At 72.3% G+C, this 25070-nt stretch carries 25 protein-coding genes; 11 read left to right on the forward strand and 14 right to left on the reverse strand.

Translation table 11 applies throughout. The features are described from left to right. Nucleotide 1: 1 nt before the first annotated feature. The gene (locus ACIBEF_RS14985) at nucleotides 2-724 is read right to left on the reverse strand and encodes an ABC transporter ATP-binding protein (protein ID WP_396793886.1); all 723 of its coding nucleotides are present in this window, start codon (nucleotides 722-724) and stop codon (nucleotides 2-4) included. Continuing rightward, complete coding sequence (locus tag ACIBEF_RS14990; protein WP_396793887.1) at nucleotides 721-1653, reverse strand: ABC transporter ATP-binding protein; 933 nt, start codon at nucleotides 1651-1653, stop codon at nucleotides 721-723. Before ACIBEF_RS14990 ends, ACIBEF_RS14985 begins: the two co-directional genes overlap by 4 nt. A 204-nt stretch (nucleotides 1654-1857) precedes the next feature. Between ACIBEF_RS14990 and ACIBEF_RS14995 the strand changes: the two genes are divergently transcribed. From ACIBEF_RS14995 to ACIBEF_RS15005, 3 genes are all read left to right on the forward strand, one after another. Then, nucleotides 1858-2376 (forward strand): RNA polymerase sigma factor, encoded by a 519-nt coding sequence (locus tag ACIBEF_RS14995; RefSeq protein ID WP_396793889.1) that lies wholly within the window; start codon nucleotides 1858-1860, stop codon nucleotides 2374-2376. Beyond that, nucleotides 2373-2840 carry a hypothetical protein gene (locus ACIBEF_RS15000; protein ID WP_396793890.1) on the forward strand — a complete coding sequence of 156 codons (468 nt, stop codon included), beginning with the start codon at nucleotides 2373-2375 and terminating at the stop codon, nucleotides 2838-2840. Before ACIBEF_RS14995 ends, ACIBEF_RS15000 begins: the two co-directional genes overlap by 4 nt. A 93-nt stretch (nucleotides 2841-2933) precedes the next feature. Further along, nucleotides 2934-3926 (forward strand): NAD-dependent epimerase/dehydratase family protein, encoded by a 993-nt coding sequence (locus ACIBEF_RS15005; RefSeq protein ID WP_396793891.1) that lies wholly within the window; start codon nucleotides 2934-2936, stop codon nucleotides 3924-3926. Nucleotides 3927-3941: 15 nt separating this feature from the next. Here the strand turns inward: ACIBEF_RS15005 and ACIBEF_RS15010 are convergent, their stop codons facing one another. Beyond that, nucleotides 3942-4916 (reverse strand): Acg family FMN-binding oxidoreductase, encoded by a 975-nt coding sequence (locus ACIBEF_RS15010; protein WP_396793892.1) that lies wholly within the window; start codon nucleotides 4914-4916, stop codon nucleotides 3942-3944. Between the two features lie 193 nt (nucleotides 4917-5109). On the opposite strand from ACIBEF_RS15010, the gene ACIBEF_RS15015 reads away from it, so the two are divergent. Continuing rightward, nucleotides 5110-5748 (forward strand): response regulator, encoded by a 639-nt coding sequence (locus ACIBEF_RS15015; protein ID WP_396793893.1) that lies wholly within the window; start codon nucleotides 5110-5112, stop codon nucleotides 5746-5748. Between the two features lie 15 nt (nucleotides 5749-5763). Here ACIBEF_RS15015 and ACIBEF_RS15020 read toward each other — a convergent pair whose 3' ends face one another. From ACIBEF_RS15020 to ACIBEF_RS15040, 5 genes are all read right to left on the reverse strand, one after another. Next, nucleotides 5764-7437, reverse strand: a complete 1674-nt coding sequence (locus ACIBEF_RS15020) for a GAF domain-containing protein (RefSeq protein WP_396793939.1) — start codon at nucleotides 7435-7437, stop codon at nucleotides 5764-5766. A gap of 97 nt (nucleotides 7438-7534) precedes the next feature. Continuing rightward, entirely contained in the window at nucleotides 7535-8518 is a 984-nt protein-coding gene (locus tag ACIBEF_RS15025; protein WP_396793894.1) for an Acg family FMN-binding oxidoreductase, read from the reverse strand. Nucleotides 8519-9003: 485 nt separating this feature from the next. Continuing rightward, nucleotides 9004-9849: a universal stress protein gene (locus ACIBEF_RS15030; protein WP_396793895.1), complete on the reverse strand. Its 846-nt coding sequence runs from the start codon at nucleotides 9847-9849 to the stop codon at nucleotides 9004-9006. A gap of 11 nt (nucleotides 9850-9860) precedes the next feature. Then, nucleotides 9861-12254, reverse strand: coding sequence for a phosphoketolase (locus ACIBEF_RS15035; protein ID WP_396793940.1), 2394 nt, complete (start codon nucleotides 12252-12254; stop codon nucleotides 9861-9863). A gap of 68 nt (nucleotides 12255-12322) precedes the next feature. Further along, complete coding sequence (locus tag ACIBEF_RS15040; RefSeq protein ID WP_396793896.1) at nucleotides 12323-13183, reverse strand: universal stress protein; 861 nt, start codon at nucleotides 13181-13183, stop codon at nucleotides 12323-12325. Nucleotides 13184-13335: 152 nt separating this feature from the next. On the opposite strand from ACIBEF_RS15040, the gene ACIBEF_RS15045 reads away from it, so the two are divergent. The 6 genes from ACIBEF_RS15045 (at nucleotide 13336) to ACIBEF_RS15070 (ending at nucleotide 18622) form a co-directional block, all read left to right on the forward strand. Continuing rightward, the gene (locus tag ACIBEF_RS15045; protein ID WP_030336062.1) at nucleotides 13336-13572 is read left to right on the forward strand and encodes an HTH domain-containing protein; all 237 of its coding nucleotides are present in this window, start codon (nucleotides 13336-13338) and stop codon (nucleotides 13570-13572) included. Continuing rightward, nucleotides 13572-14150: a Clp protease N-terminal domain-containing protein gene (locus ACIBEF_RS15050; protein WP_396793897.1), complete on the forward strand. Its 579-nt coding sequence runs from the start codon at nucleotides 13572-13574 to the stop codon at nucleotides 14148-14150. The genes ACIBEF_RS15045 and ACIBEF_RS15050 overlap by 1 nt, the downstream gene beginning before the upstream one ends. A 93-nt stretch (nucleotides 14151-14243) precedes the next feature. After that, nucleotides 14244-15248, forward strand: coding sequence for a diacylglycerol/lipid kinase family protein (locus ACIBEF_RS15055; protein ID WP_396793898.1), 1005 nt, complete (start codon nucleotides 14244-14246; stop codon nucleotides 15246-15248). After that, the gene (locus ACIBEF_RS15060) at nucleotides 15241-16242 is read left to right on the forward strand and encodes a YihY/virulence factor BrkB family protein (protein ID WP_396793899.1); all 1002 of its coding nucleotides are present in this window, start codon (nucleotides 15241-15243) and stop codon (nucleotides 16240-16242) included. The genes ACIBEF_RS15055 and ACIBEF_RS15060 overlap by 8 nt, the downstream gene beginning before the upstream one ends. 68 nt (nucleotides 16243-16310) lie before the next feature. After that, nucleotides 16311-17801 (forward strand): phosphatase PAP2 family protein, encoded by a 1491-nt coding sequence (locus ACIBEF_RS15065; RefSeq protein ID WP_396793900.1) that lies wholly within the window; start codon nucleotides 16311-16313, stop codon nucleotides 17799-17801. An 11-nt stretch (nucleotides 17802-17812) separates the two neighbouring features. Then, nucleotides 17813-18622: an endonuclease/exonuclease/phosphatase family protein gene (locus ACIBEF_RS15070; protein ID WP_396793901.1), complete on the forward strand. Its 810-nt coding sequence runs from the start codon at nucleotides 17813-17815 to the stop codon at nucleotides 18620-18622. Nucleotides 18623-18635: 13 nt separating this feature from the next. Here ACIBEF_RS15070 and ACIBEF_RS15075 read toward each other — a convergent pair whose 3' ends face one another. The 3 genes from ACIBEF_RS15075 to ACIBEF_RS15085 are packed head-to-tail and all read right to left on the reverse strand — an operon-like array spanning nucleotide 18636 to nucleotide 20595. Beyond that, nucleotides 18636-18764, reverse strand: a complete 129-nt coding sequence (locus ACIBEF_RS15075; RefSeq protein ID WP_256443305.1) for a hypothetical protein — start codon at nucleotides 18762-18764, stop codon at nucleotides 18636-18638. After that, nucleotides 18761-19636, reverse strand: a complete 876-nt coding sequence (locus ACIBEF_RS15080; protein ID WP_396793902.1) for an alpha/beta fold hydrolase — start codon at nucleotides 19634-19636, stop codon at nucleotides 18761-18763. Before ACIBEF_RS15080 ends, ACIBEF_RS15075 begins: the two co-directional genes overlap by 4 nt. Further along, the gene (locus ACIBEF_RS15085; RefSeq protein WP_396793903.1) at nucleotides 19633-20595 is read right to left on the reverse strand and encodes a TIGR03557 family F420-dependent LLM class oxidoreductase; all 963 of its coding nucleotides are present in this window, start codon (nucleotides 20593-20595) and stop codon (nucleotides 19633-19635) included. Before ACIBEF_RS15085 ends, ACIBEF_RS15080 begins: the two co-directional genes overlap by 4 nt. Nucleotides 20596-20970: 375 nt before the next feature. Here ACIBEF_RS15085 and ACIBEF_RS15090 point away from each other — a divergent pair, with 375 nt between their 5' ends. Next, nucleotides 20971-22320 (forward strand): cellulase family glycosylhydrolase, encoded by a 1350-nt coding sequence (locus ACIBEF_RS15090; RefSeq protein ID WP_396793904.1) that lies wholly within the window; start codon nucleotides 20971-20973, stop codon nucleotides 22318-22320. Nucleotides 22321-22375: 55 nt separating this feature from the next. Here ACIBEF_RS15090 and ACIBEF_RS15095 read toward each other — a convergent pair whose 3' ends face one another. From ACIBEF_RS15095 to ACIBEF_RS15105, 3 genes are all read right to left on the reverse strand, one after another. Continuing rightward, the gene (locus tag ACIBEF_RS15095) at nucleotides 22376-22696 is read right to left on the reverse strand and encodes a multidrug efflux SMR transporter (protein WP_112585076.1); all 321 of its coding nucleotides are present in this window, start codon (nucleotides 22694-22696) and stop codon (nucleotides 22376-22378) included. Nucleotides 22697-23333: 637 nt separating this feature from the next. Then, nucleotides 23334-24620, reverse strand: a complete 1287-nt coding sequence (locus ACIBEF_RS15100) for an RNA polymerase sigma factor (protein ID WP_396793941.1) — start codon at nucleotides 24618-24620, stop codon at nucleotides 23334-23336. Nucleotides 24621-24623: 3 nt separating this feature from the next. Next, nucleotides 24624-25025 carry a YciI family protein gene (locus ACIBEF_RS15105; protein ID WP_396793905.1) on the reverse strand — a complete coding sequence of 134 codons (402 nt, stop codon included), beginning with the start codon at nucleotides 25023-25025 and terminating at the stop codon, nucleotides 24624-24626. Between the last annotated feature and the right edge of the window lie 45 nt (nucleotides 25026-25070).

The following is a 25070-nucleotide window of genomic DNA, read 5'->3' on the forward strand; positions in this document are numbered from 1 at the left end:
GTCACCCGGCGTCCGGCACGGGTACGTACGGCTGCCCGGCCGCCTGTTCGTCGAGCTGCCCGTCGTGGATGCGGATCACCCGGTCGGCCAGGGCCATCATCACCGCGTCGTGGGTCGACACCAGTACCGTGACGCCCTCGGATTCCACTATCCCGCGCAGCAGCGCCATCACCGACAGACCGGTCTCGGCGTCCAGTTGCCCGGTGGGCTCGTCGGCGAGCAGGAGCCGGGGTGAGGCGGCCAGCGCGCGGGCTATCGCCACCCGCTGCTGCTGGCCGCCGGACAGCTCGGCCGGCCGCTGCCGGGCGTGGTCGGCCAGGCCGATCAGCTCCAGCAGCAACTCGACCCGCCGCTCGCGCTCGGGTGGGGCGACACGGGCCATCCGCAGCGGGGCCGCGACGTTCTCCGCTGCCGACAGCACCGGGATCAACCCGAAGCTCTGGAAGACGTACGACACCTTCTCGCGTCGTAGCCGGGACAGGCCGTCCTCGTCGAGCGCCGTCACGTCGGTGCCGTCGACGTGCACGGTGCCGGCGTCCGGGCGGTCCAGGCCACCGATGACGTTGAGCAGGGTGGTCTTGCCCGAGCCGGACCGGCCGACCAGCGCCACCATCGAACCGGCGGCCACGTCGAGCGACACGCCGTTCAGGGCGTGCACGACGGTCGGCCCGGTGCGAAAGCGCCGGTGTACGCCGCGCACGCTCAGCAGTGGCTCGCTGCTCATTCGCCGCTTCCCGAGTCGGGGTGGATCGTGATGTGGTCGGGTTCGAGGGCCAGCCGGACCCGTCGGGTCAGCGCCAGCGCCTGGCGGAACTCGCGGGGCACCTGGACCCGCCCGGCCCGGTCCATCACCGCGTACTCCTCGGCGATCATGTGCGTGTCGCCCTCCGCGTCGGTGGTGGTGCGGCGCAGCACCTCGCTGCTGGTGCGTCCGTCCCGGATCGCGACGGTCCGTTCGACCTGGCCGCTGACCTCCGGGTCGTGAGTGACCACGACGACGGTGACGCCGTAGCGCCGGTTGACGTCGCGCAGCACACCGAAGACCTCGGCGGACGTGGCCGCGTCCAGCTCGCCGGTCGGCTCGTCGGCGAGCAGGACACGCGGCTGGTTGGCCAGCGCCACCGCGATCGCGACCCGCATCTGCTGCCCTCCGGAGAGTTGCCCGGGGCGGCGATCGGCGCAGTCGGCGACACCGAGGCTGTCCAGCAGCTCGGCCGTGCGCTCCCGGCGTTCCTGCTTCGGGGTACGGGCCGCCGTCATCGGCAGGTCCACCATCTCCCGTGCGGTCAGGTAGGGGATCAGGTTGCTCGCCGTCTGCTGCCGTACGAACCCGACGGTGTGCCGTCGGTAGTCCACCCGGTCCGCGCGGGACATCGCCAGCAGGTTCCACTCCTCGACCCGGACCCGCCCGGCGGTGGGAGCGTCGATGCCGGCCAGGATGGAGAGCAGTGTCGACTTGCCCGATCCGGAGGCACCGACGACGGCGACCAGTTCACCGCTCTCCACGGCCAGGTCCAGTCCCTGTAGTGCCTGCACCTCGATCGAACCGGTCTGGTAGATCCGCACGAGGTTCTCGCAGACGATGAGCGCGTCGCGGCCGAACTCGGGTGCCCGCGCGGAGGGCTGCAGCAGGGACAGCGGGGTGCTGGACATTCCCTGCTCCGTCCGGCTTGTGCTGAGGCAGATTGAAGCAGTTTCGCAATCGGTGGCTTCGTTGACCATGCCCGGGGTGGCTTTCCTGCATTCTGGGCGGGGGTCTACCGTCGCGACCCTCCCACCCGCCGAGACCGGTTTTCGCTGTGGCGGGTCGTGAACCTGCCGGGCTTCCACGTCGACTGAACAGGCGAAGGAGGGCCGATGAGCGATGAGTTGCTGGTGGTCCGTTGCCAGTTGGGTGAACGGGAGGCGTTCGCCGAGCTGGTGCAGGGCTGGCATCCGGCGGTCGAACGGTACGTCGGGCGGATGCTCGGTGGGTCCGACGACGATGTGGTGCAGGAAGTCTGGTTGGCGGTCGTCAAGGGGTTGCCGAAGTTGCGGCAGCCGGACCGGTTCACCCCGTGGCTGTTCATCATCGCCCGGCGGGCGGTGATGAACCGGCTGCGGGACGCGTACGCCCGCCCGGAGCCCGAACCGGTCGACGACCTGCCCGGCGGTGACGAGGCGCAGGAGGTCGTCGACCGGGAGACGCTGGCCGGGGCGCTGGCGGCGCTCCCCGCCCGGGAACGGGAGGTGCTCCTGCTGTTCTACCTGGAGGACCAGCCGCTGGACGCCTGCGCGCTGATCTGCGGCGTACCCGTCGGCACTGTCAAGTCGCGGCTCAACCGGGCCCGCAGGTTGTTACGTCACGAGCTGGTGCGGAAGGGGTACGAGGCATGACTCCGGAAGAGGTGCTGGCGCGACTGGACGCGCCGTTGTCGCTGCGCAGGCGGGTCGGCTACCTGGCCCTGGCCTTCACCGGTCTCACCGCGAGCGCCCTGATCGGCCTGCTCTGGGCCACCGAGCCCGGGTTGCCGACGCGCACCAACGTGGCCTTCGCCGTCCTGGTGGCGATCGGCCTGTGCTGGGCGGTGTTCGGTGGTTGGGCCGTGACTCGGCGGACTCCGCTGTTCGCCCGGGATCGGGTGGTCGCCGGCTGGCTCGGCGTCGGAGCCTGGCTGGCATTCAGCGTTGGCGCGCTGGTCATCAGCCTGCTGCGACACGAACTGGAGCCGGCGCTGCTGGGCGTTGTGCTCCTGCTCGGCGCGGTGGCGGCCCTGAACCTGCGGGCGGCCCGTCGGGCGCGTGCGGCGCTGCTGCGCCGCAGGAGCGTGCTGGCCGGACCGGCGACCGGCAGCAGGTGAACGGCGTCCTCACCGTCCGGTTCTGCCACGGGCAGATCCGCTGCCGGCGAATGGGGGTGCCCTCCGCCGACCGGTGCCAGCAGGGTGGAGCACATGAGACTGCTGGTGCTGGGTGGTACGGGATTCGTGGGCGGGGCCACCGTCGCCGAGGCGGTACGCCGCGGCTGGTCGGTGACGGTGTTCAACCGGGGGCTGCACGGCACGGTGCCCTCCGGCGTACACCGGTTGCGGGGTGACCGGACCGCGCCGGACGGTCTGGCCGCGCTCGCCGACGGCGCGTGGGACGTCGCTGTGGACACCTGGGACGGTGCGCCGAGGGCCGCCGGCGACGCCGCCCGCGCCCTGGTCGACGCGGTCGGCCACTACGTGTACGTGTCCAGCGGCTCGGTCTACACCGACCATGCCGCAGCGGGGTTGCACGAGGACTCCCCGGTGGTGGACGCCGACCCGGGCTCCGTCGACGGCGACTACCCGCAGCTCAAGGCCGGTGCCGAGCGCGCCGTACGGGAAGTATTCGGTGGGCGTGCGCTGGTCGCCCGGGCCGGCCTGATCCTGGGCCCGGGTGAGGACATCGGCCGGCTGCCCTGGTGGCTACGGCGCATCGAGCGGGGCGGGGACGTGCTCGCCCCCGCCCCGGCCGACCTGCCGGTGCAGTACGTCGACGTCCGCGACCTGGCGGGGTGGATGCTCGACGCGGGCACCCGGAAGGTGGGCGGCACGTTCAACGCGGTCGGCCGTCCGACGCAGACCACGATGGGCGAGCTGCTCGACGCGTGCGTGGCCGCCACCGGTGCCGACGCCCGGTTGCGGTGGACCGATCCGGCAGCGATCCTCGCCGCCGGGGTGCAACCGTGGAGCGACCTGCCGATCTGGCTGCCGCATGGCCACCCGTACCGGGGGTTGCTGGAGCAGGACGTGACCCGGGCCCTCGCCGCCGGGTTGACCTGCCGGCCGGTGGCCGAGACCGTCGCCGACACCTGGCGGTGGCTGCGCGAGGTCGGTGCGGTTCCGCCGCGCGCCGGGCGACCGCACCGCAGCTCGATCGGGTTGGACCCGACAGTGGAGGCCGCCGTGCTCGCCGCCTGACCGTGCCCCGGCGGGTCAGGCGGGCACCACCGGCAGGTCCAGCACCTCGTCGACACCACGTCGGGGGGTCGGTCGACCCGGCTGGCCGTACCCGATCCGCAAAGCCATCTGCGGTGTGCCGAACCGGCCCAGGGACAGCCGCAGTTGCTCCCGCGCCGTGGGCACCTCGATCGGCTGGGAGAGCATCGAGACGCTGAGTCCGGCGTCCGTGGCGGTGAGCAGCAGGCGTTGCAGGGCCTGCCCGGCGATCACCTGGTCCACGGCGGTGTTGCCCGCCGAGCCCAGCACCCCCACCAGGGGTTCCGGTTCGAAATCCCGCCCGGGGGCGCGGTCACGCCCACCGTAGCCGCGCGTCGGGAGGACGTCCTGCGGCTCGCCCCGCGGACCCCCGGCGGAGCTGGGCACGCCGTCCGGGGTGGACTCCCGGCGCAGCCACCGATCCCGTTCGGCCCGGTACGCGGGGTCGCGTTCCAGCACCCGGTGCGCGCTGCGCGCGATCTCCCCGAACGCGGCGACCGCGCTCACCCCGATCAGCAGTTCCAGCCAGCACTGCTCGGCACGGGCCGCCTCGCCGAGGCGCCACCGGGCATCGGCCGGCACCGGGTCCGGCCAGAACGGCAGGCGGTTGCTGAACCGGCGCGGGATGGCCCCGTGCAGGCTCTGCTCGGCGGGGGTGGGTCGACGCGGAAGGTCCGGTACCAGCCGGGCCAGCAGGTCCGGCTCGGCCGGGTCGGGGCGCAGCCGCACCCGGGCCGGGACTCCTGCCACGGCCAGGGCGATCCGCAGGTTGAACAACGCGGCACCGCAGGCGATCCGGACACCCCACCCGCTCGGGTCGGTCGCCGGCAGCCGGCGGGTCGGGTCGGCCAGCACCTCGATGCCGCCGTCGCGCAGCCGTAGCCGCCACGGCTGGGTGTTGTGCAACGACGGTGCCCGGACCGCGTCCACGGCGGCGGTCCGCAACTGGGCTGCGGTGTAGCCGATGTCCATGGCGGTGCTCCTCTCCCGCTGGGCCGGCGGCGGGTGGTTCCGCAGTGCTGGCGTACCTTCACGGTCCGTCGTTCAGTGCTCGCCCAGCAGGGCCGGACGTCCCGACCAGTCGGGTCCGAGCGCCCGCTCGCTTCGTGCCGATCGGGACCTTCGGCCCGTGCGGTGGGCTACGGGCAGCGGGTAGAAACAAGGGATGATCCGGGTTTTCCTCCTCGACGACCATGAGGTCGTCCGCCGTGGCCTGGCCGACCTGTTGCAGAGCAGCGGCGACATCGCGGTGGTCGGCGAGTCCGGCTCGGCACAGGAGGCGGCCCGCCGCATCCCGGCGCTGCGCCCCGACGTGGCCATCCTCGACGCGCGGCTGCCGGACGGTAACGGCATCGACGTGTGCCGCGACGTCCGCGCCGTCGACTCGTCCATCAAGGGGCTGATCCTCACCTCGTACGAGGACGACGAGGCGCTGTTCGCAGCCATCATGGCCGGCGCCGCCGGGTATGTGCTCAAGCAGATCCGTGGCACCGACCTGGTCGACGCGGTGCGTCGCGTCGCGGCCGGGCAGTCGCTGCTCGACCCGGCGATCACCACCCGGGTGCTGGAGCGCATCCGCAACGGCGTCGAGCAGCCGCGCGAGCTGAGGTCGCTGACCGAGCAGGAGCGCAGGATCCTGGAGTACGTGGCCGAGGGGCTGACCAACCGGGAGATCGCCGGTCGGATGTTCCTGGCGGAGAAGACGGTGAAGAACTACGTCTCCAGTGTGCTGGCCAAGCTGGGGCTGGAGCGCCGCACGCAGGCCGCCGTTCTGGCCACGCGTCTGCTCGGCAAGGCGCCCTGACCTGGGTCGCGGGAGTCAGTCGCGCAGCGGCACGGCCCAGCACACCTCGGTGCCCTGCGACTCGGCCGCGGTGACCGTGAAGGTGCCGTCGAGGCGGCTGGCGCGTTCGCGCAGGTTGACCAGGCCACCCCGGGCGGCGGCCGGGTCGCAGCCCACCCCGTTGTCGGTGACCGTCACGGTGACCTGGCCGGGATCGACGCGTACGGCGACGTCGACGCGGGTGCACCGTGCGTGGCGGACCACGTTCGACAGCGCCTCGCGCAGCACGGCGGTGAGGTCCGGGCGGATGGCGTCCGGCACGGCGCTGTCGACTGGCCCGGAGAGCTCCAGGTGCGGCTTGAAGCCCAGCGCTTCGGCAGCAGCCTCGATCGCCGCACGGATCTCGGTGCGCAGCTCCGAGGTCATCGGCGTACGCAACTCGAAGATCGTCCGGCGGATGTCCCGGATGGTGGCGTCCAGATCGTCGACCGCCGCGTTGATTCGCTTGGCCACCTCGGGACGGGCCATCGGGGCGGCGCTCTGGAGTTGCAGGCCGGTGGCGAAGAGCCGTTGGATCACCACGTCGTGCAGGTCGCGGGCGATCCGCTCGCGATCCTCCAGGACCACCAGCAGTTCCCGTTCCTCCTGGCCGCGCGCCCGTTCCATGGCCAGCGCGGCCTGCCCGGCGAAGCTGCCCAGCAGCGTCAGGTCCTCCTCGCTGGCGCCACCGCCGCGCTCCGGCCGGTGCGCCACGATCAGCACGCCGTGCAGGGTCTCGGCGGTGGTGAGCGGCGAGATCATCGCCGGGCCGGTGTGCAGCAGCGCCGGCCACGGCGCGGCGTGCGCCAGGTCGTCCACCTGGTCGTGCCGGCCCTCGGCGACCGCCGCGCCGAAGCTGGTGTCGGCGGCGGGCAGGACCGCGCCGACGAGCGGGTCGGCCTGCTCGTCGGGGCCGTCGACCACCTCCACGGAGAACTGCTCGGTGTCGGTGTCGTAGAGCAGCACCAGCGCCAGTTCGGCCTCGGCGACCTCGCGGGCTCGGCGGGCGACCAACGCCAACGCGTCGGTACGGCGTACCTCGCCCAGCAGCACCGTGGTGATCTCGGCGGTGGCGGCGAGCCAGCGTTCCCGCCGGTGCGCCAGGGCGTACAGGCGGGCGTTCTCGATGGCCACGCCGGCGGCGGCGGCGAGCGCGACGACGATCTCCTCGTCGTCCTCGGTGAACTGCGCGCCGCCCTGCTTCTCCGCCAGGTAGAGGTTGCCGAAGATCTGGTCGCGGATGAGGACCGGCACGCCCAGGAAGCTGTGCATCGGCGGGTGGTGGGCCGGGAACCCGTAGGAGCGGGGGTGCTGGGTGATGTCGGGCATCCGCAGCGGCCGGGGATCGTCGATGAGCAGGCCGAGCACGCCCCGCCCGTGCGGCAGGTCGCCGATCTGCTCGTGCTGCTCGGGCGTGATGCCGTGGACGATGAAGTCGTGCAGCAGCCGGTCCGGGCCGACCACGCCGAGCGCGCCGTACCGGGCGCCGACCAACTCGCAGGCCGCTTGCACGATGCGTTGCAGGGTGGTGCGCAGATCCAGGTTGGTGCCGATGCCGACCACCGCGTCGAGCAGGGCCCGCAGGCGCTCCCGGCTGGTCATCACCTCACCGACCCGGACCAGCATCTCCTGTAGCAGCTCGTCGAGACGGACCCGCGACAGCGGGCTCAGCCCGAGCGACGGCGTCGGGGACGGTTCCTGACGGGGCGACGGCGCGCTGCTGGTCACCGGGGGATGGTAGCGCCGGTGCCGCTCGTCGCCAGACCCGTCAGCGGACGGCGGAGGTGTCGACCACCTGCGCGGTGGTCAACCGCGGCGTGTGCGGCGGGCCGGAGTGTGCCGGGTCCGCGATGCCCAACCGCAGCACGAGGTACGGGAAGCCGATCCCGGAGAGCAGCTGCCGCAGGGTCTGTCGGGTGCCCGGCACCTCCACCACCGCGCTGAGCGGCACCACGGACACGCCGAGGCGGGTGGCGGTCAGCCAACCGGCGGAGAGCGCCTCGCCGGCGCGCAACCAGCTGTCCCGTTCGTCCTCGTCGCCGTGCAGCATCGCGTACACCGCCATCCGGTCGTGGCCCGGGCCTGTCGGCAGGCTGCCGGGACGGCCGAAGTCCCGGCCCGGCACGGTGGTCTGCGCGGGTTGCTCGGGCAGCACCTCCGCCGGCAGGCCGGTGCCCGAGCCGGCCCGGCTGGTCCAGTACGCCAGCTCGGTGCGCAGCTCCGGGTCCTCGGCCTCGACCGTGTCGGCGTGCCCGGCGGTGGCGGCCAGCTCCAGCACCTGGTCACGGTCGAGGATCTGCAACCGGCAGCCTTCCGCGCCGACCGCCCGGGTGATCTCCTCGATCGCCGTGGGCGCGACCGGCTCGTCGCTGACCGGCCGCCGGTCGGTGTGGCGCACCTGCATGCACTGCACCATGCGCATGGCGTCCGGATCGGACCCGGTGTGGCTGAGGTCGGTCAGCCGGGCCAGCAGCTCGTTGTCGTCCGGGTCGGGCAGCCGTTGCACCACGGCGCGCCACCCCTCGGCGGCCAGCGCCAGTCGGGCGTGGTGCAGGGCGGTGCCGCAGCTGATCGCGAGCAGCCGCCCCTCGGGATCGGCGGCGGCGAGCTGTCGGTCGGCGACGGAGCGCAGCTCCAACGCGTCGGGCAGCACCCGCCAGCGCCACGGCTGGCTGTTGTGCACCGAGGGGGCGTGGCCGGCGGTGGCGGCGGCCTCCGCCAACGCGGTGGTCAGCTGATTTTCCTGACTCATGGTCACGACCTTTCCGTCTCTGCTCATCGTGCCGTACGGCGCGTCGCCGTGTCCGGGGTTGCCGCCTCATCCTTCGCCATCCGGTGGTGTGCCCGCAGGGGCCGCAGGTCCCGACCACGCCGAGCCGTTACGCCCGCCCTTACCAGGTCCGGCACACCGCACGACGTCCGTCCACGGGGCGAAACGCCCGGTGTCCGCGGTGTGGGTCAGCGACGAGGGTGGAGTGCTCGGCGCGATCCTGCTGGAGGATCCGGTGCGCCCTGACGCTCGCCGCACCGTACGCGGTGCTCACAGTGGACCGGCTGGACCGGCTCGCCGCCTCGCCGAGGTGTTTGCCGGCGGTACGCGAGACGTACCGCGGGTTGACCGAACGCGCGCTCAGGAAGAGGAGGAGTTCTTCTCCCTCGACCCGTCCGACCCGACGACCGCGCGGCGTTGACCCCGGGCCAGGTCGCCCATCCGGGTGCGGCCCCGCCCGGTGGATGTCAGCGTTCGCGGACCACCGCGACCGGGCAGTGGGCGTGCTGGATGAGCTGTTGGCTGACCGAGCCGAGCAGCATTCCGGCCAGCCCGCCCCGTCCGCGGCTGCCGACCACCACCAGCCGCGCGTCCCGGCTCGCCTCGATCAGCATGGCCGCCGGGCTGGTCGGGACCAGGTCGACGGCGATGGTCAGCTCGGCGAACGTCCGCCGCCACGGCTCCAGCGCCTGCTCCACGGCGGCCCGCTCGTCGGGCACCCCGGCCTCGGCGTTGGGGCCCGGTGTCCAGGCGTGCAGGACGCGCAACGGCACCTGACGCTGTGCCGCCCGTTCGGCCGCGAAGCCGAGCGCCACCAGCGACGGTTCCGAGCCGTCCACGCCGACCGCCACGGGGCCGGCCAGGGCTTTGTCGGCCCCGTCCCGGACCACCACGACCGGGCAGTGGGCGTGCGCGGCGACCGAGACCGCCGTCGACCCGGCCAGCAGGCCGCCGAAGCCGCCGTGACCCCGGCTGCCGAGCACCAGCATCCCGGCCTCCGCCGAGCGTTCCTGCAACACCAGCGCGGGCGGCCCGTCGTACACCTCGCCGGTGATGGTCAGCCCGGGGTGTGCCGCTGTGGCGTCCGCCGCGGCCTTGCGCACCAGGTCGTCGACCTGCCGGCGGGCGGTGTCGTCCGGCCACACGCCGGGGGCCACGCCCGGGCCGACCCAACTGGCCACCGTCAGCCATTCGAAGACGTACGCCAGCCGCACCGGCTGGCCGCTGTGGCGGGCCTCCTCCAGGGCCCAGTCCAGGGCCACCGAGGCGTCGGTGGAGCCGTCGTAGCCGACCAGGATCTCCGCGTCGCGCACGTCGTCCTCCTTCAGGGGGTGGTCGGGTCGGTTTCGCGGACCCAGCGCCATTCGGCGACCTGGGGGTCGTCCTCGCCGTACTGGCGGGTGTAGTCGCGGGCCGCCTGCCGGGCGTCGACCATCCGTTGGCGCAGGTGCGCGGCGCTGGCGGCCAGCCCGGGCACCCGGTCGATGACGTCGATGACCAGGTGGAAGCGGTCCAGGTCGTTGAGCATCACCATGTCGAACGGGGTGGTGGTGGTGCCCTCCTCCTTGTAACCGCGCACGTGCAGGTTGTCGTGGTTGGTGCGGCGGTAGGTGAGTCGGTGGATCAGCCACGGATAACCGTGGTACGCGAAGATGACCGGCCGGTCCTGGGTGAAGATGGTGTCGAACTCGTTGTCGGTCAGGCCGTGCGGATGCTCGGTGTCCGGTTGGAGGCGCATCAGGTCGACCACGTTGACCAGGCGCACCTTCAATGTCGGAAGGTGCTGGCGCAGCAGTTCGGCGGCGGCCAACGTCTCCAGGGTGGGCACGTCTCCGCAGCAGGCGAGCACCACGTCCGGTTCGGTGTCGCCGTCGTTGCTGGCCCACTCCCAGATGCCCAGGCCGCGCCGGGTGTGCTGGATCGCCTCGGTCATCGTCAACCAGTTCGGGGCTGCCTGCTTACCGGCCACCACCACGTTGATGTAGTGCCGGCTGCGCAGGCAGTGGTCCATCGTGGCGAGCAACGTGTTGGCGTCCGGCGGCAGATAGACCCGCACCACCTCGGCCTTCTTGTTGACGACGTGGTCGATGAAGCCCGGGTCCTGGTGGGAGAAGCCATTGTGGTCCTGCCGCCAGACGTGGCTGGAGAGCAGGTAGTTCAGTGAGGCGATCGGCTGCCGCCAGGGGATGGCCCGGGTCACCTTCAGCCACTTGGCGTGCTGGTTGAGCATCGAGTCGACGATGTGGATGAACGCCTCGTAGCTGGTGAACACGCCGTGCCGGCCGGTCAGCAGGTAGCCCTCCAGCCAGCCCTGGCACAGGTGCTCGGAGAGCACCTCCATGACCCGCCCGTCGGGGGAGAGGTGGTCGTCGCCGGGCACTGTGGCGGCCACCCAGACCCGGTCGGTCACCTCGAACGCCGCACCCAGCCGGTTGGACGCGACCTCGTCCGGGCCGAACAGCCGGAACGTCTCCGGGTTGGCGCTGATGACGTCGCGAATCCACGGGCCGAGCACCCCGGTCGCGCCGGCGATCGGCGTACCCGGTTCGGGAACCTCCACGCCGTAGTCGCGGAAGTCCGGCAGGGTCAGGTCGCGCAGCACCACGCCGCCGTTGGTGACCGGGTTGGCGCTCATCCGCCGGTCACCGCGCGGCGGCATCGTCAGCAGCTCCTCCACCGGCGCGCCGGTCGCGTCGAACAGCTCCTCCGGCCGGTAGCTGCGCAGCCAGTGCTCCAGCTCGGCCAGGTGCGCCGGGTTGTCGCGTACGCCCGACAGCGGCACCTGGTGGGCGCGGTAGGTGCCCTCCACCTGGGTGCCGTCGACCTCACGCGGGCCGGTCCAGCCCTTCGGCGTCCGCAGAATGATCATCGGCCAGCGGGGACGTTCGACGACGCCTCCGGAGCGGGCCCGCCGCTGGATCTCGGCGATCTCGCCCAGCACACGGTCCAGGGTCGCGGCGAGGGTCCGGTGCACCCGGGCGGGCTCGTCACCGGCCACCACGTACGGCTGGTAGCCGGACCCGCGCATGAGGTCGAGCAGGTCGGTCTCGGGGATCCGGGACAGCACGGTCGGGTTGGCGATCTTGTAACCGTTGAGGTGCAGGATGGGCAGCACCGCGCCGTCGCGCGCCGGGTTGAGGAACACGTCGGAGAGCCAACTGCCGGCCAGCGGCCCGGTCTCCGCCTCGCCGTCGCCGATCACGCAGGCCACCAGCAGGTCCGGGTGGTCGAACGCGGCGCCGTAGGCGTGGCTCAGCGCGTACCCCAGCTCGCCGCCCTCGTGGATCGAACCCGGCACGTCCGCCGCGACATGGCTGGGGATGCCGCCCGGGAAGGAGAACTGGCGGAACAGCCGGGACATCCCGGCCTCGTCGCGCGCCACGTCGTGGTAGCGCTCCGACCAGGTGCCCTCCAGCCAGGTGTTGGCCACGATGGCCGGCCCGCCGTGGCCGGGGCCGGTGACCAGCATGGCGTTGAGGTCGCGCGCCACGATCACGCGGTTGAGGTGGGCGTAGATCAGATTGAGGCCGGGGCTGGTGCCCCAGTGCCCGAGCAGTCGGGGTTTGATGTCGTCGGGGGTCAGCGGCTCCCGCAGCAGCGGATTGTCCAGCAGGTAGATCTGCCCGACGGTGAGGTAGTTCGCGGCGCGCCAGTAGGCGTCCAGCCGGCGCAGCTCGTCGTCGGTGAGGGCGTGGTGCACGTCGAGAGCGGTCTCCATCATGCTGCCTCTCGCGGGTAGGAGTGGGGCGTCCGGCGTCCAGCCTGGCCGGTGCGGACGCCCCGGGGTCAGGGCCGTTGGTCCCGCGCCGGGCGGGCACCGGGCCCGGTCAGCGGCGCCTCGGCCAGGCCGCGGACGACGACCACCGGGGCCGGGGAGTGGTAGAGCAGAGACTGGGCGACCGCGCCCAGCATGGCCCGCCCCGGCTCGTCGCCGCGGGCGGCGACCAGCGCCACCTGCGCGTTGCGGGAGGTGTCGATCAGCACGTTCGCGGGGTCGCCGCGCACCACCCGACACTCGGTCGGCACGGTGTGGTCCCGCCCGGCGTGCCGGGCCAGTGCCTCGCTGAGCTGCTCGGCGACAGCGTCGGTGTCCTCGTCGTACTCGACCACCCGTAGCGCCAGCAGTCGGGCGCCCCGGCGGGCCGCACACCGCACGGCCCACTGCAGGGCGAGGTGTGAGCTGGGGGAGCCGTCGACGCCGACCAGCACCGGGCCCTGCGGCGGCGGTTCACGTCGGACCACCAACAGGGGGCAGCCGGCGCGTGCGGCCAACTGCACGGCTGTCGTATCGGACGGAACGCACTGACCGCTGCCCGCCATGCCGCTGTCGCCGACGGCCAGCAGGAAGGTGCCCTCCGAGCGGCGGATGAGGGTGGGCAGCATGGCGCTCTCGACGATCTCTCCGCGTACGGTCAGCCCTGGCTCGGTCTGGTGGGCGAGTTGGGCGGCGCGGGTGATCAGTTTTTCGGCCTGGTCGCGGGGTGCGGCGACGGTGTCCGCGGCGAAGGCCACGCGCCAGTCGAAGGTGTGCAGCAGGTGCAGTGGCCGGCCGTGTCCGGCGGCCTCCTGCGCGGCCTGTTCGACGACCGGGAGGTCGAGTTCCGACCCGAGGCCGACCAGCACCGCTGCGTCGGCGGGTGCGGCCATCCGATATCACCTCCCGGGCGTCGCGCCCGGCACGACCAAGCTGTCCCTGACCGAGGGTAGTCGGATGTGCACGGTGGCGGGTCCGATCCGCTACGGTCACCACTCGTCAACCAGGGTTGACAGGCGGGGAGTTGTCAACGTATGTTGACGGCATGAGTCAGGCGACAGAACTAGCGGCGGCAGCCGGCAGCACCGACCCCCGGGTCGGGCTGCGCGCCGTCCGCGCGCTACGCCGGCTCCTCGAGCGGCTCGAGGTGGTCCAGGTCGACAACGCCCGACGACAGGGCTGGTCCTGGCAGGAGATCGCCGACACGCTCGAGGTCAGCCGGCAGGCAGTGCACAAGAAGCACGCCGGGCGACCGGCGGTCAACTCATCCTGGGAGGCGTGATGTTCGAACGGTTCACCGACCGGGCACGCGACGTGGTGCGACGGGCGCTGGAGGAGGCGCGGGTCGAGGGCCAACGCCCGGTCGGCACCGAGCACCTGCTGCTCGCCCTGCTCGCCGACGACGCCGGGCTGGCCAGCCGGGTGCTCGCCGACGCCGGGGTACGCGCCGACGACCTGCGCGAACGCGTACGCCGGCACACCGAAACCGGCGGCGCGGGCCTCGGCGACGCGGACGCGGCGGCGCTGCGGGAGATCGGCATCGACCTGGCCGCGATCGTGGCCCGCATCGAGCAGTCCTTCGGACCGGACGCGCTACGGGAGGCGGTGCCGGCACCGCGCCGCCGCTGGGGGCGTAGGCGCTACCTCGGCGGCCCGTTCTCGCCCCGCTCCAAGAAGGCGCTGGAGCTGTCCCTGCGGGAGGCCCTGCGCCTGCGACACAAACACATCGGCACCGAGCACATCCTGCTCGGGGTGCTCCGGGAGGGCAACGGGCTGGGAGCGGTGGTGCTCACCGAGTCCGGGATCGACCTCGACGATCTGCGCCGACGGGTGGAACTCGCACTGCGGGCGGCGGCCTGACGGGTGGCGCGGGGTTGAAACCTGTCTGTGGCACTTCCGACGCGCGCCGGTCGCCGGGTCGCTGAAGCCGTCCGGGTGCTGCACACTGACGCCGTGGATGCTGGACAGGACAGGCGGCCCGCCGGCGGCGACGGCGGGTTGCGCTCCGCCGTGGTGGTGAACCCGTCGAAGGTCGACGATCTCGACGAGCTGCGCCGCACCGTCGACGACGCCCTCGCCGCGGCCGGCTGGCCCGAGCCGCAGTGGTACGAGACGACTGTCGAAGACCCCGGTCGGGGCCAGACCGAGGAGGCCGTCAAGGCCGGCGTCGACCTGGTCTTCGCCTGCGGCGGCGACGGCACCGTGATGGCCTGCGTCAGTGGGTTGGTCGGCACCGAGGTGGCCCTCGCCGTGCTGCCGCAGGGCACCGGCAACCTGCTGGCCGCCAACCTGGGGCTCTCCACCGACCTGGCCGCCGGGTTGCAGGTCGCCGTCGAACGCGGCCGACGGCTGCTCGACGTCGGCGCTGTCGAGGACAAGTACTTCACGGTGATGGCAGGCATGGGCTTCGACGCCCAGATGCTCGAAGCCACCAACGAGACCACCAAGGCCCGCATCGGCTGGCCCGCGTACGTGATGGGTGCCGCCCGTCACCTACGGGACCGGCCGATGCGGGTGCAGATCCGCATCGACGACAGGCCGCCGGTGCGCCGCCGGGCCCGTTCGGTCCTGATCGCCAACGTGGGCCGGCTGCAGGGCGGCGTGACCCTGCTGACCGAGGCGGAGCCGGACGACGGCTGGCTCGACGTCGCCGTGCTCACCCCGCACACCCTGCGGCACTGGCTCGCGCTCGGCTGGGCGGTGGTCCGCCGCAGCGGCCAGGTGCCGCGGATGGAAGTGTTCCGGGGCCGACGCGTGAAGATCACCAGCAACCGTGCTCAGCCCCGGGAGTTGGACGGCGACCTCATCTCCCCGGGCCGGCGACTAGAGGCAGAAATCCGGCCCCAGGCACTCTGGCTCTGCGTCCCGCAACCCGAGGACGCCCCCGACCTGGCCGAAGATGCGCGAAGCGCCGGGGAGCGGGGCGAGCAGCTGATCGAGGAAGCGCGTCGTGAGTAGCACCCGGATCGTGCCGGAGACCCGGCTGATGGCCGACGAGGAGCTGTCCGCCGACGACGCCTGGCACACACTGCGCCGGCAGGGCGGCTGGCACCTGCTGCGGGACGCTTTCATTCGGTTCCGCTACGGCGACGGATTCAGCCACGCCCGGGCCTTCGCGCTGCAACTCTGCCTGGCCGTGGTGCCGTTCCTGATCGCGCTCACCGGCCTGATCAGCGAGCTGGGCGTCGAGGAGGGCGGCCAGGTGGTCGCCGACACCGTCCTGGCGCTCACCCCCGGCCAGAGCGCGCAGATGGTCGCCGAACTGCTCGGCGAGGGCGAGCGCGTCGAGGACGCCGGGGAGCTGGCGCTCACCCTCGGTCTGCTCACCGGCCTGTTCGCGCTCACCACCACGATGGCCCAGATCGAGCGGGGCGCCAACCGCATCTACGGCGTCGAGCGGGACCGCCCGGCGCTGCGCAAGTACCTGCGGGCCGCCGTGCTGGCCGTCACCGCCGGCCTGCCCGCGCTCGCCGGCTTCCTGATCCTGGTCGGCGGCGGCGCGATGGGCGACTCGGTGCGCAAACACTACGAGTGGGGCGCGCTCGCCCACGTCATCTGGGACGTGATCCGCTTCCCGCTGAGCCTCGGGTTGACCGTCGTCGCCGTCGCCGTGCTGTTCCGACATGCGCCGCGCCGCAACCAGCCCGGCCTGTCCTGGCTGTTCTTCGGGGCCGGCATCGCCACCGCGCTGTGGTGGCTGGCCAGCCTGCTGCTCGCCGCGTACGTGCGGTTCAGTGACGGTTTCGGGCAGACCTACGGCGCCCTGACCGGCATGATGGCGCTGCTGCTCTGGGCCAACCTGACCGGGATGGCGCTCTTCGGCGGGCTGTCCTTCGCCGCCCAACTGGAGGCGTTGCGCATCGGCGCGCGGGAGCCCGCCCAACCGGATCTGTGGGAGCCCGACCCGGACCGCGCCGAGCTGTACGACACCGGGGACATGTCGGCGCTCTGACGCTGTGGCGTGTACGACGGACGCGGATCGGGTAAAGCGCCTCGCCAGACAGGAAAGGGAGGTGCGGGGTGGCCGCGGTCAAAGAGGTGGCGCACCGTCCGGTCGGTCATTTCGCCGAACGGAGCATTGCCGGTCTGGTGGCCGTCACCGGTGCCGGAGTGGCCTTCGGGCTGCTGCTGTTGCTCGTCCGGGTGCAGTGGAGCCCGTTGCAGGACGCCGACCACGGGCTCGCCGAGTGGTTCAACGGGCTCGTCGCCCCACACCACGCGCTGGTCACCGTGCTCCAGGCGGTGACGGACCTGGGCGGCCGGCCGATCCTCATCTGGCTGGTCACCATCGCCGTGGTCGGGCTGCTGATCCGGCGGCAGCCCCGACTCGCCGTCTACCTGATCATCACGGGGGTCGGTGGCCTGATTCTCGACCCGTCACTGAAGACGCTTGTCGGCCGGCTCCGCCCGGTGGTGGACGTGCCGATCGCCAGCGCGCCCGGCAACAGCTTCCCGAGCGGGCACGCGCTCGGCTCGTTCGTCGCGTACGGAGCGCTGCTGCTGGTGTTCCTGCCGGCGATGGCACCCCGCTGGCGCAAGCCGGCCATCGTGGGCGTCGGTGTGCTGGTGGCACTGGTCGGGCTGACCCGGATCGCGCTGGGCGTGCACTTCGTCTCCGACGTGCTGGCCGCCTGGCTGCTCGGTGCCGCCTGGCTGGGCGTCACCGCGTACGCCTTCCGCCTGTGGCGGCGGGAGCGGGGGAAGCCGGTGCCGCCGCTGACCGAGGGCCTGGAGCCGGAGGCGGGGCACGACATCGCCCCGGCCCCGGCCGAGGAACACGTGCTGGCCCATCCCCGCTCAGCGGTGGCCGAGCTGCTGGTCGGCTGGGTGATCGTGTTCGGCGCGCTGTACGGCTTCGGCACGTACGTCAGCTACCACGCGAAGGGCACCTTCTTCGACACCCTCGACACGGAGGTGCCGCGGTGGTTCGCCGAACGGCACACCGAGGTGCTGACCGACATCAGCTGGTGGTGGAGCAAGTTCGGTGACACCCACGCCATCCTGCTGATCTCGCTGGTGTTCTGCCCACTGGTGCTGGCGGTGTGGCGGCGCTGGTGCCCGGTGCTCTTCGTGGTGCTGGCGATGGTGGGGGAGTTGACCCTCTTCCTCGCGTCGGCCCGCGCGGTGGACCGGCCGCGTCCCCCGGTGGAGAACCTGGACGGGCAGATGCCCACCTCGTCGTTCCCGTCCGGGCACATCGCGGCCACGATCTGCGTCTGGCTGGCGATCACCCTCATCGTGTTCCCGCGTACCGACCGGTGGTGGCGCTGGATCTTCGTGGGGCTGGCCGTGCTCATGCCGGTCGGGGTGGCGACGTCCCGGATGTATCGGGGGATGCACCACCCGACCGACTTCATGGGCGCGATCGTGCTCTCCGCGCTCTGGATCGGCCTGCTCTACCTGGTGATCCGCCCGAACGAGGATCTGAAGGAAGGTAACCAGCCGGCCATCGAGTCGGAGGACGTGGACACCCTCGACGACGAGCTGGCGCGGGCCGGCCGAGCCGACTAGGCGTCGCCGTCGTGCTGCGGGTGATGACCTGGAACATCCGCACCGGCGGCCGGGATCGCGGCGGCCTCGACCGGCTGGATCAGGTGGTCCAGGTCGTCGACGAGCAGGCACCGGACGTGCTGGCGTTGCAGGAGTTGCGCGGCTTCGACAGGGACGGGTTGATGGCCGGCGTGGCGGGCCGGGTGGGGATGGTCCCCCACCTGGCCAGGTCCTGCTTCGGGCAGCCGGTGGCGGTGCTGGTCCGGCGGCCGTACCGGGTCGTCGACGCGAGGCCGGTGCGTCGGCCGTTCCACCATGCCGCCGCCCGCGTCGTGGTGGCCACGTCGGCCGGCCCGCTCACTGTGCTGGGCACCCACCTCTACCCGTACTCCGGGGGTCGGCGGCGGATGGAGGTGGACTGGTTGATCGCCGCGATGCGCCGCAACCAGGGGCCGTTGTCGTTGATCACGGGTGACCTCAACTCGCTCGATCCGACCGTCGACCACACCGACCGGCTGGCCGGTATGCCCACCCTCTACCGGCGGCGGCATCTGCGTCGCTCCGGCGACACGGTGGACACCCGGGCGGTCGCCCGGCTGCTCGCCGCGGGTCTCGTCGACCTCTGGCCGTCGGGCAACGCCGACGCCCCGGAGGCCGCCGGCTACACGGTGCCCACCGGGCTGGGTGGGGCCGAGTTCGCCGGGATGAGGTTGGACTACCTGCTCGGCAGCACCGCTGTGGCGCAGCGGGTGCGCGACTGCCGGGTGATCCGCGACGGCGTGGCGGCCACCGCCTCCGACCACTACCCGCTGCTCGCCACGCTGGATCTGTCCGCAGGCTGACGGTACCGGCCCCTCAGAGCACCAGGTTGAGCAGAACGGTCAGCACCACCGACGCCACGATCGAGAAGAGGATCATCAGCAGGCAGCCGAGGCCACCGCCGAGCGGGCGGATCTCCGTGTTGCCGAAGCGCATGATGGTCACCTGTCCGTGAGTGCGGAATGAGCGGCGAGCAACTGCCGGATCGCGTCCGCGACCGCCAGCGGGTCGGTCGTCGCGACGTTGTGCGGGGCGCCGGGAACGACCACCAGGGCGGCGTCCGGCACCAGCCGGGTCATCTGGTCCCGCCACCGCGGCGGGGCGATCGGGTCCCGCTCGCCGGCGAGAACCACTGTGGGCGCGGTGATCCGGACCAGGTCCGCCTCGATGGCGTTGCGCACCGAGTGCGACAGCGTCGCGAGGACCCGCCAGGGCCGGGCGTTCCACACGTCCCGCACCAGGACCGGCGCCTGAAGCGGCGCCTCGTGGAGGCTGTCCACCAGCCACCGACCGAACTGGCGCCGCCGGGTTCGGGCCGCCGGGTCGCTCGTCGGTCCCGCCAACGCCAGCGCGTGGACCGCGTCGGGGTGGCGAGCGGCGACCGCGGCGACCACCTCCGCGCCGAACGAGTGCCCCAGCAGGCAGGCCGGAGGCAATTGGTACGCGGCCAGCCAGGCGGCCAGGTGCTCGGCGTGCCGGCGAACGTCGTACGCGCCCCGGGGGTGTTCGGTCAGCCCGAAGCCGGGCAGGTCCGGCACGTACACCTGATGGGTGGTGGAGAGCGCGACGGCCAGCGGGGTCAGATACCGGTGCGAGACGGCCAGGCCGTGCACCAGCACCACGGGTGGCGTGCCGGTCCCCGGGTCGGCGCTGCGGCGGGTGTGGGTACGCAGTCCGTCGACGAGCCGCCACTCGCTGGTGAGTCCTGCGGCTGGCCGGGGCGCGGCCATGCCGAGCCGCAGTTCGGCCAGCCCGAACCGGCTGGTCCGAGCCGGTCGGGCCGACCCGACCGGCGGACGGGTCGCGGACCGGTTCACAGTTGGCGCAGTCGGGGCAGCAGTTGCTCCTGGGCCCAGTCCAGGAACAACGGCTGGGTCTCCCCACCCACCTGGATGATCGCCACGTGCGTGAAGCCGGCGTCGACAAACTTGCGGAACGCCTCGACGTGCGCGTCCACGTCCGGGCCACAGGAGATGCCCTCGGCGACGTCCTCCTCGCGGACGAACTGGGTGGCGGCGGCGAAGGACTCCGGGCCGGGCAGGTCGGCGTTGACCTTCCAACCCATCCCGAACCAGCGGAACTGGTCGTGCACGATCTTGCGGCACTCCGCCTCGTCGGGGCCGTAGCAGATGGCCACCTGGCCGTAGCGGGGCTGGCCGGCACCCCCGGCGTCGTCGTACATCTCGATGATGTGCCGGTCGGGTTCGGTGGAGATGAGGCCGTTGCCGTACTCGGCGGCCAACGTCGCGGACTGTCGGCCGGACGCGGCGACGGCCATCGGCACCGGCCGTTCCGGGCGGTCCCAGACGTAGGCGTCGGGCACGTCGAAGTGGTTGCCGGAGAAGGTCAGCGTCTCGCCGTTGAGCAACGGCCGGATGATCTGCAACGCCTCCTCGAACATCTCGTGCCGCTGCCGGACGTGCGGCCAGCCGCCGACCACGTGCTCGTTCAGGTTCTCCCCGGCACCCAGGCCGAGGGTGAACCGGCCGTCGGAGAGCGCGCCGACGGTGCTGGCCTTCTGGGCCACCACAGCCGGGTGGTAGCGGCGGATCGGGCAGGTCACGAATGACATCAGCTCCGCGCGGGAGGTGGCGTGGGCGACAGCGCCGAGCACCGACCAGGCGTACGGGGAGTGGCCCTGGGAGTCCAGCCACGGGTAGTAGTGGTCGGACACCACCAGTTGGTCGAAGCCAGCCGCCTCGGCCCGTACCGCATGGTCCACCAGCTGCTTGGGCCCGGCCTGCTCGCTCATCAGGGTGTAGCCGACGCTGACCATCCTGGTATCCCCTCTCACTGACGGATCGTTCCCGGGATACCCCGGTGCACGGCGGTCAACCCTCCCGTCCGGTTCGGCTGCCGGGATGCTTGACGGAAGCCGAACGCCTGCCTACCGTCGCTCTTAACCGGTTAAGACCCGGGTGTGGCGCACATCCTGTGGTGGGGATGACCGCCCCGTGACGGCCCGCGTCCGCGTGGGCCGTTGCGGCTGTCCGGGCTGCGGGCCTGTCAACTGAACCGGTTGCGAGGACCGATCCATCGTCCTACGCTGATGCCTGCGCCGGGAGCCGGGCGCGGCTGCCGGGCTGCAGCCGCCTTCCCCTGTCACATCCCCACCCCTGTCGGGCACCGGGGGTCCTCCCTGAGGAAGGCCATGAAGACTCGACTCTCCGCCGCCGGCGCGACAGTGCTCGCGTTGCTCGTCACCGTGCTGGCGTTCGGCCAGCCGGCACACGCCGCGGCTGGGTTCTCCGTCGCTGGCGGCAAGTTGTACGACGCCAACGGCGCCGAATTCATCATGCGCGGCGTCAATCACGCGCACACCTGGTACCCGCAGCAGACCAGTTCGTTCGCCGACGTCAAGGCGCTCGGCGCGAACACCGTGCGGGTGGTGCTCTCCAGCGGCGACCGGTGGACCCGCAACACCAACGCCGACGTCGCCAACGTCATCTCGCTCTGCAAGGCCAACCGGCTGATCTGCGTGCTGGAGGTGCACGACACCACCGGGTACGGCGAGCAGAGCGGCGCGATCACCCTCGACCGCGCCGTCGACTACTGGCTCAGCCTCGCCGACGTTCTCGCCGGCCAGGAGAGGTACGTCATCGTCAACATCGGCAATGAGCCGTACGGCAACCAGAACTACGGCTCGTGGGCCACCGACAACGCCAACGCGATCAAGCGCCTGCGGGCCGGCGGGTTGACCCACACGATCATGGTGGACGCGCCGAACTGGGGGCAGGACTGGTCGTTCACCATGCGCGACAACGCCGCGTCGGTCTTCGCCGCCGACCCGGCCCGCAACACCGTGTTCTCCATCCACATGTACGGGGTCTTCGACACCGCCGCGGAGATCAGCGACTACCTGGGCCGGTTCCGCACGGCGGGGCTGCCCATCGTGGTTGGTGAGTTCGGCTTCAACCACTCCGACGGCAACCCGGACGAGGACGCCATCCTCGCGTACAGCCAGGCCAACGGGATCGGCTGGCTGGGCTGGTCGTGGAGCGGCAACGGCGGCGGCGTCGAGTATCTCGACCTGGCCACCAACTTCAATCCGGCGAGCCTGACCGACTGGGGTCAGCGCCTCTTCAACGGGGTCAACGGCATCCGGCAGACCGCCCGCGAGGCCACCGTCTTCGGCGGCACCCCACCGCCGACGACGCCCCCGCCGACCACCCCACCCCCGACGACGCCCCCGCCCCCCAGCGGTGGCTGCACGGCGACGTACACGGTGACCACCCAGTGGCAGGGCGGCTTCCAGGGTGAGGTACGGGTGACCGCCGGCGCGAGGGCGATCACCGGCTGGACCGCCGGGTGGACCTTCGCCAACGGCCAGCGCGTCACCCAGTCCTGGAATGCGGCGCTCACCAGCAGCGGAAGCACGGTGACCGCCCGCAACACGGACTACAACGGACGACTGGCCGCCGGCGGCAGCGCTACTTTCGGCTTCCTCGGAAGTTGGACCGGCACCAACAGCCTGCCGGCGGTGAGCTGCACGGCGAGCTGACCGTCGGACCGGTGGCCGGGTCCGCACCGGGCCCGGCCACCGGAAACCGTCCCGGTCAGTGCTCCCCGGCGAGGTTCACGATGACCACCCCGGCGATGATCAGTGCGATGCCGGTGAGCTTGGCGAGCCCCACCGACTCACCCAGGAACACCGCCCCGATCGCCACGATGGCCGCGGTGCCCAGACCCGACCAGAGGGCGTACGCCACCCCGACGGGGATCTCCTTGACGGCCTGGGCCAGCAGGAGGAACGCCAGCGCGTAGCCGCCGAGGCACGCCACCGTCGGCCAGAGCCGACTGAAGCCGGCGGTGCTCTTGATCAGGCTGGTCGCCACCACCTCGGCGAGAATGGCGATCCCCAGCAGCACGTACGCCATGCGTCCCCTCGGTCCTTCGTGATCGATGAGCCCGTCGCCACCCAGGCTAGTGCCGGCGAGGTCCCCGCCCGGCGGGCCCGTGCACGTGACGTCCGTGCACCCCCGGCACCTCCCACGGAATGCCTTTGGAGTTGATGTCACAAACGAATCGGCCACACAGCGCCCCTGCGCCGGGCCGCCGGGCCGCCGGGCCGCCGCGCCGCGGGCCGCCGCGCCGCGGGCCGCCGCGCCGCGGGCCGCCGCGCCGTCGGGCCGCCGCGCCGCCGGGCCGCCGCGCCGCCGGGCCGCGCCGCCGCGACGCTCAGGCCATGGATGAATCGTTTGTGGCATCAACTCCAAAGGCGGCCCGGCACACACCCGCCCGCTGATCCGCGTCGAGTGGCGGGCGCTGGCCCGCCCGTTGGTCCCGACCAAGCCGGCGACGCCGGTAGGGGCGTGCGAAGGAGTCGGCAGGGTAGATCTTGGACACTTTCCGTTTCGTGCTGACGGAAACTGTCCAAGATTGTCAGCCGTGGCGGGTGAGGCTGCTGCCGTCGCACCTCGACGGGGCCCTTTCGTTACGGCGACCACCCGCGCCGCGACACGTCGCCGACCGACGATCGTTCGACGGGTAGAGCCACCGAGGCAGACCGGTCGTTCACGGTTCGGCCGCAACCGTTGGAGGCGGGCCGTCCCCGGGCTGGGCGGCCAGTCGGGCTGCTCGCATGGTCAGGTAGAGCTGCTCGGGGCGGCTGCTCGTGCGGGCAGCGGCGATCCGATAGTCGGCGATCGCCTGGGCCTGGTCACCGGCCATCTCGTGCAGGTGGGCGCGGGCGGCGGCCAGCCGGTGGTGTCCGGCCAACTGCGGGTCGTCTGTCAACGCGTCGAGGGCAGCCAGGCCGGCGGCTGGTCCGTGCACCATGGCAGTTGCCACGGCCCGGTTGAGGGCCACCACAGGGCTGGCTGCCAAGCGTTCCAGCACCTCGTACAGCGCCAGGATCTGTGGCCAGTCGGTCTGCTCGGTGCTCGGCGCCTCGTCGTGCAGGGCGGCGATGGCGGCCTGCACCTGGTACGGGCCGACCGGCCCGCGCGGCAGGGCGCGGGTGACCAGTGCGACGCCTTCGGCGATCGCCGTCGCGTCCCATCGGCTGCGGTCCTGATCGGCCAGTGAGATCAGCTCGCCGGAGGGCCCGGTCCGCGCCGGTCCGCGGGCCTCGGTGAGCAGCATCAACGCCAGCAGCCCGGCTGATTCGCTGTCGTTCGGCAGCAGCGTGTGCAGCGCGCGGGTCAGTCGGATCGCCTCCGCCGCGAGGTCGACGCGACGCAGGTCCGGGCCGGTGGTGCTGGTGTGGCCCTCGGTGAAGACCAGGTAGAGCACCTGCCGTACGGCGACCAACCGGTCCGCCCGATCCGCCGGCTCGGGCATCCGGAACGGCAGCCCGGATACCCGGATGCGGTGCTTGGCCCGGCTGATCCGCTGCGCCATCGTCGCCTCGGGCACCAGGAACGCGCGGGCGATCTCGGCGGTGCTCAACCCACCGACGGCGCGCAGGGTCAGCGCCACTGCCGACGTCGGCGCGAGCGCCGGGTGACAGCAGAGGAAGAGCAGCACCAGAGTGTCGTCCCGCTCGGCGGTCAATTCCTCGTCCGGGGCCGGCGCGTACCGCTGGTCGTCCGGATCCCGGCGGGCGACCAGGTCCTCCCGGCGGCGTCGGGCCTGCTCACCGCGGACCAGCTCGATCATCCGCCGGTAGCCGACCTGGATCAGCCAGCCGCGGGGGTTCGCCGGCAGTCCCTCGGCCGGCCACTGGGTGGCGGCGGCCAGCAGCGCCTCCTGTACCGCGTCCTCAGCGGTGGCGAAGTCACCGAAGCGGCGGCTGAGCACGCCGAGGACCTGCGGCGCCAACTCGCGCAGCAGGTCCTCGATGCGGGGATCGGTGTTCAGCCCTCACAGCTCCTGTGCCGGGGCGGACATCACCGGGTGCACCTCGATCGGCATGTTCAGCGGACGACCACCGGGGCCGGGCGCCGTGGAGATGTGCGCGGCCAACTCCACGGCCCGCTGCGGGCTCTCGCAGTCGACGATCCAGAAGCCGGCCAGGAACTCCTTCGTCTCGGCGAACGGCCCCTCGGTGACCACCGGTGCTCCGCCCTCGCCGGCGCGGACGATCCGGGCCTGCTGCGGGCCGCCGAGACCCTGCCCGTCGACCCACTCACCGGCGGCGGTGAGCTTGGCGTTGACCTCGCCCATGAACGCGATGTGCGCCCGGACCTCGTCCTGGGTCCAGGTGTCGATAGCCGGGAAGTCGGTCCCGGCGGCGCTGAACTGCATCAGCAGCATGTACTTCATTGTTGGCTCCTCACGCCTGGGCACCGTCGTCGGTGCTCTCACCCT

Source organism: Micromonospora sp. NPDC050795 (assembly GCF_044456785.1).
In the GTDB taxonomy this organism is placed as follows: Bacteria; Actinomycetota; Actinomycetes; order Mycobacteriales; family Micromonosporaceae; genus Micromonospora.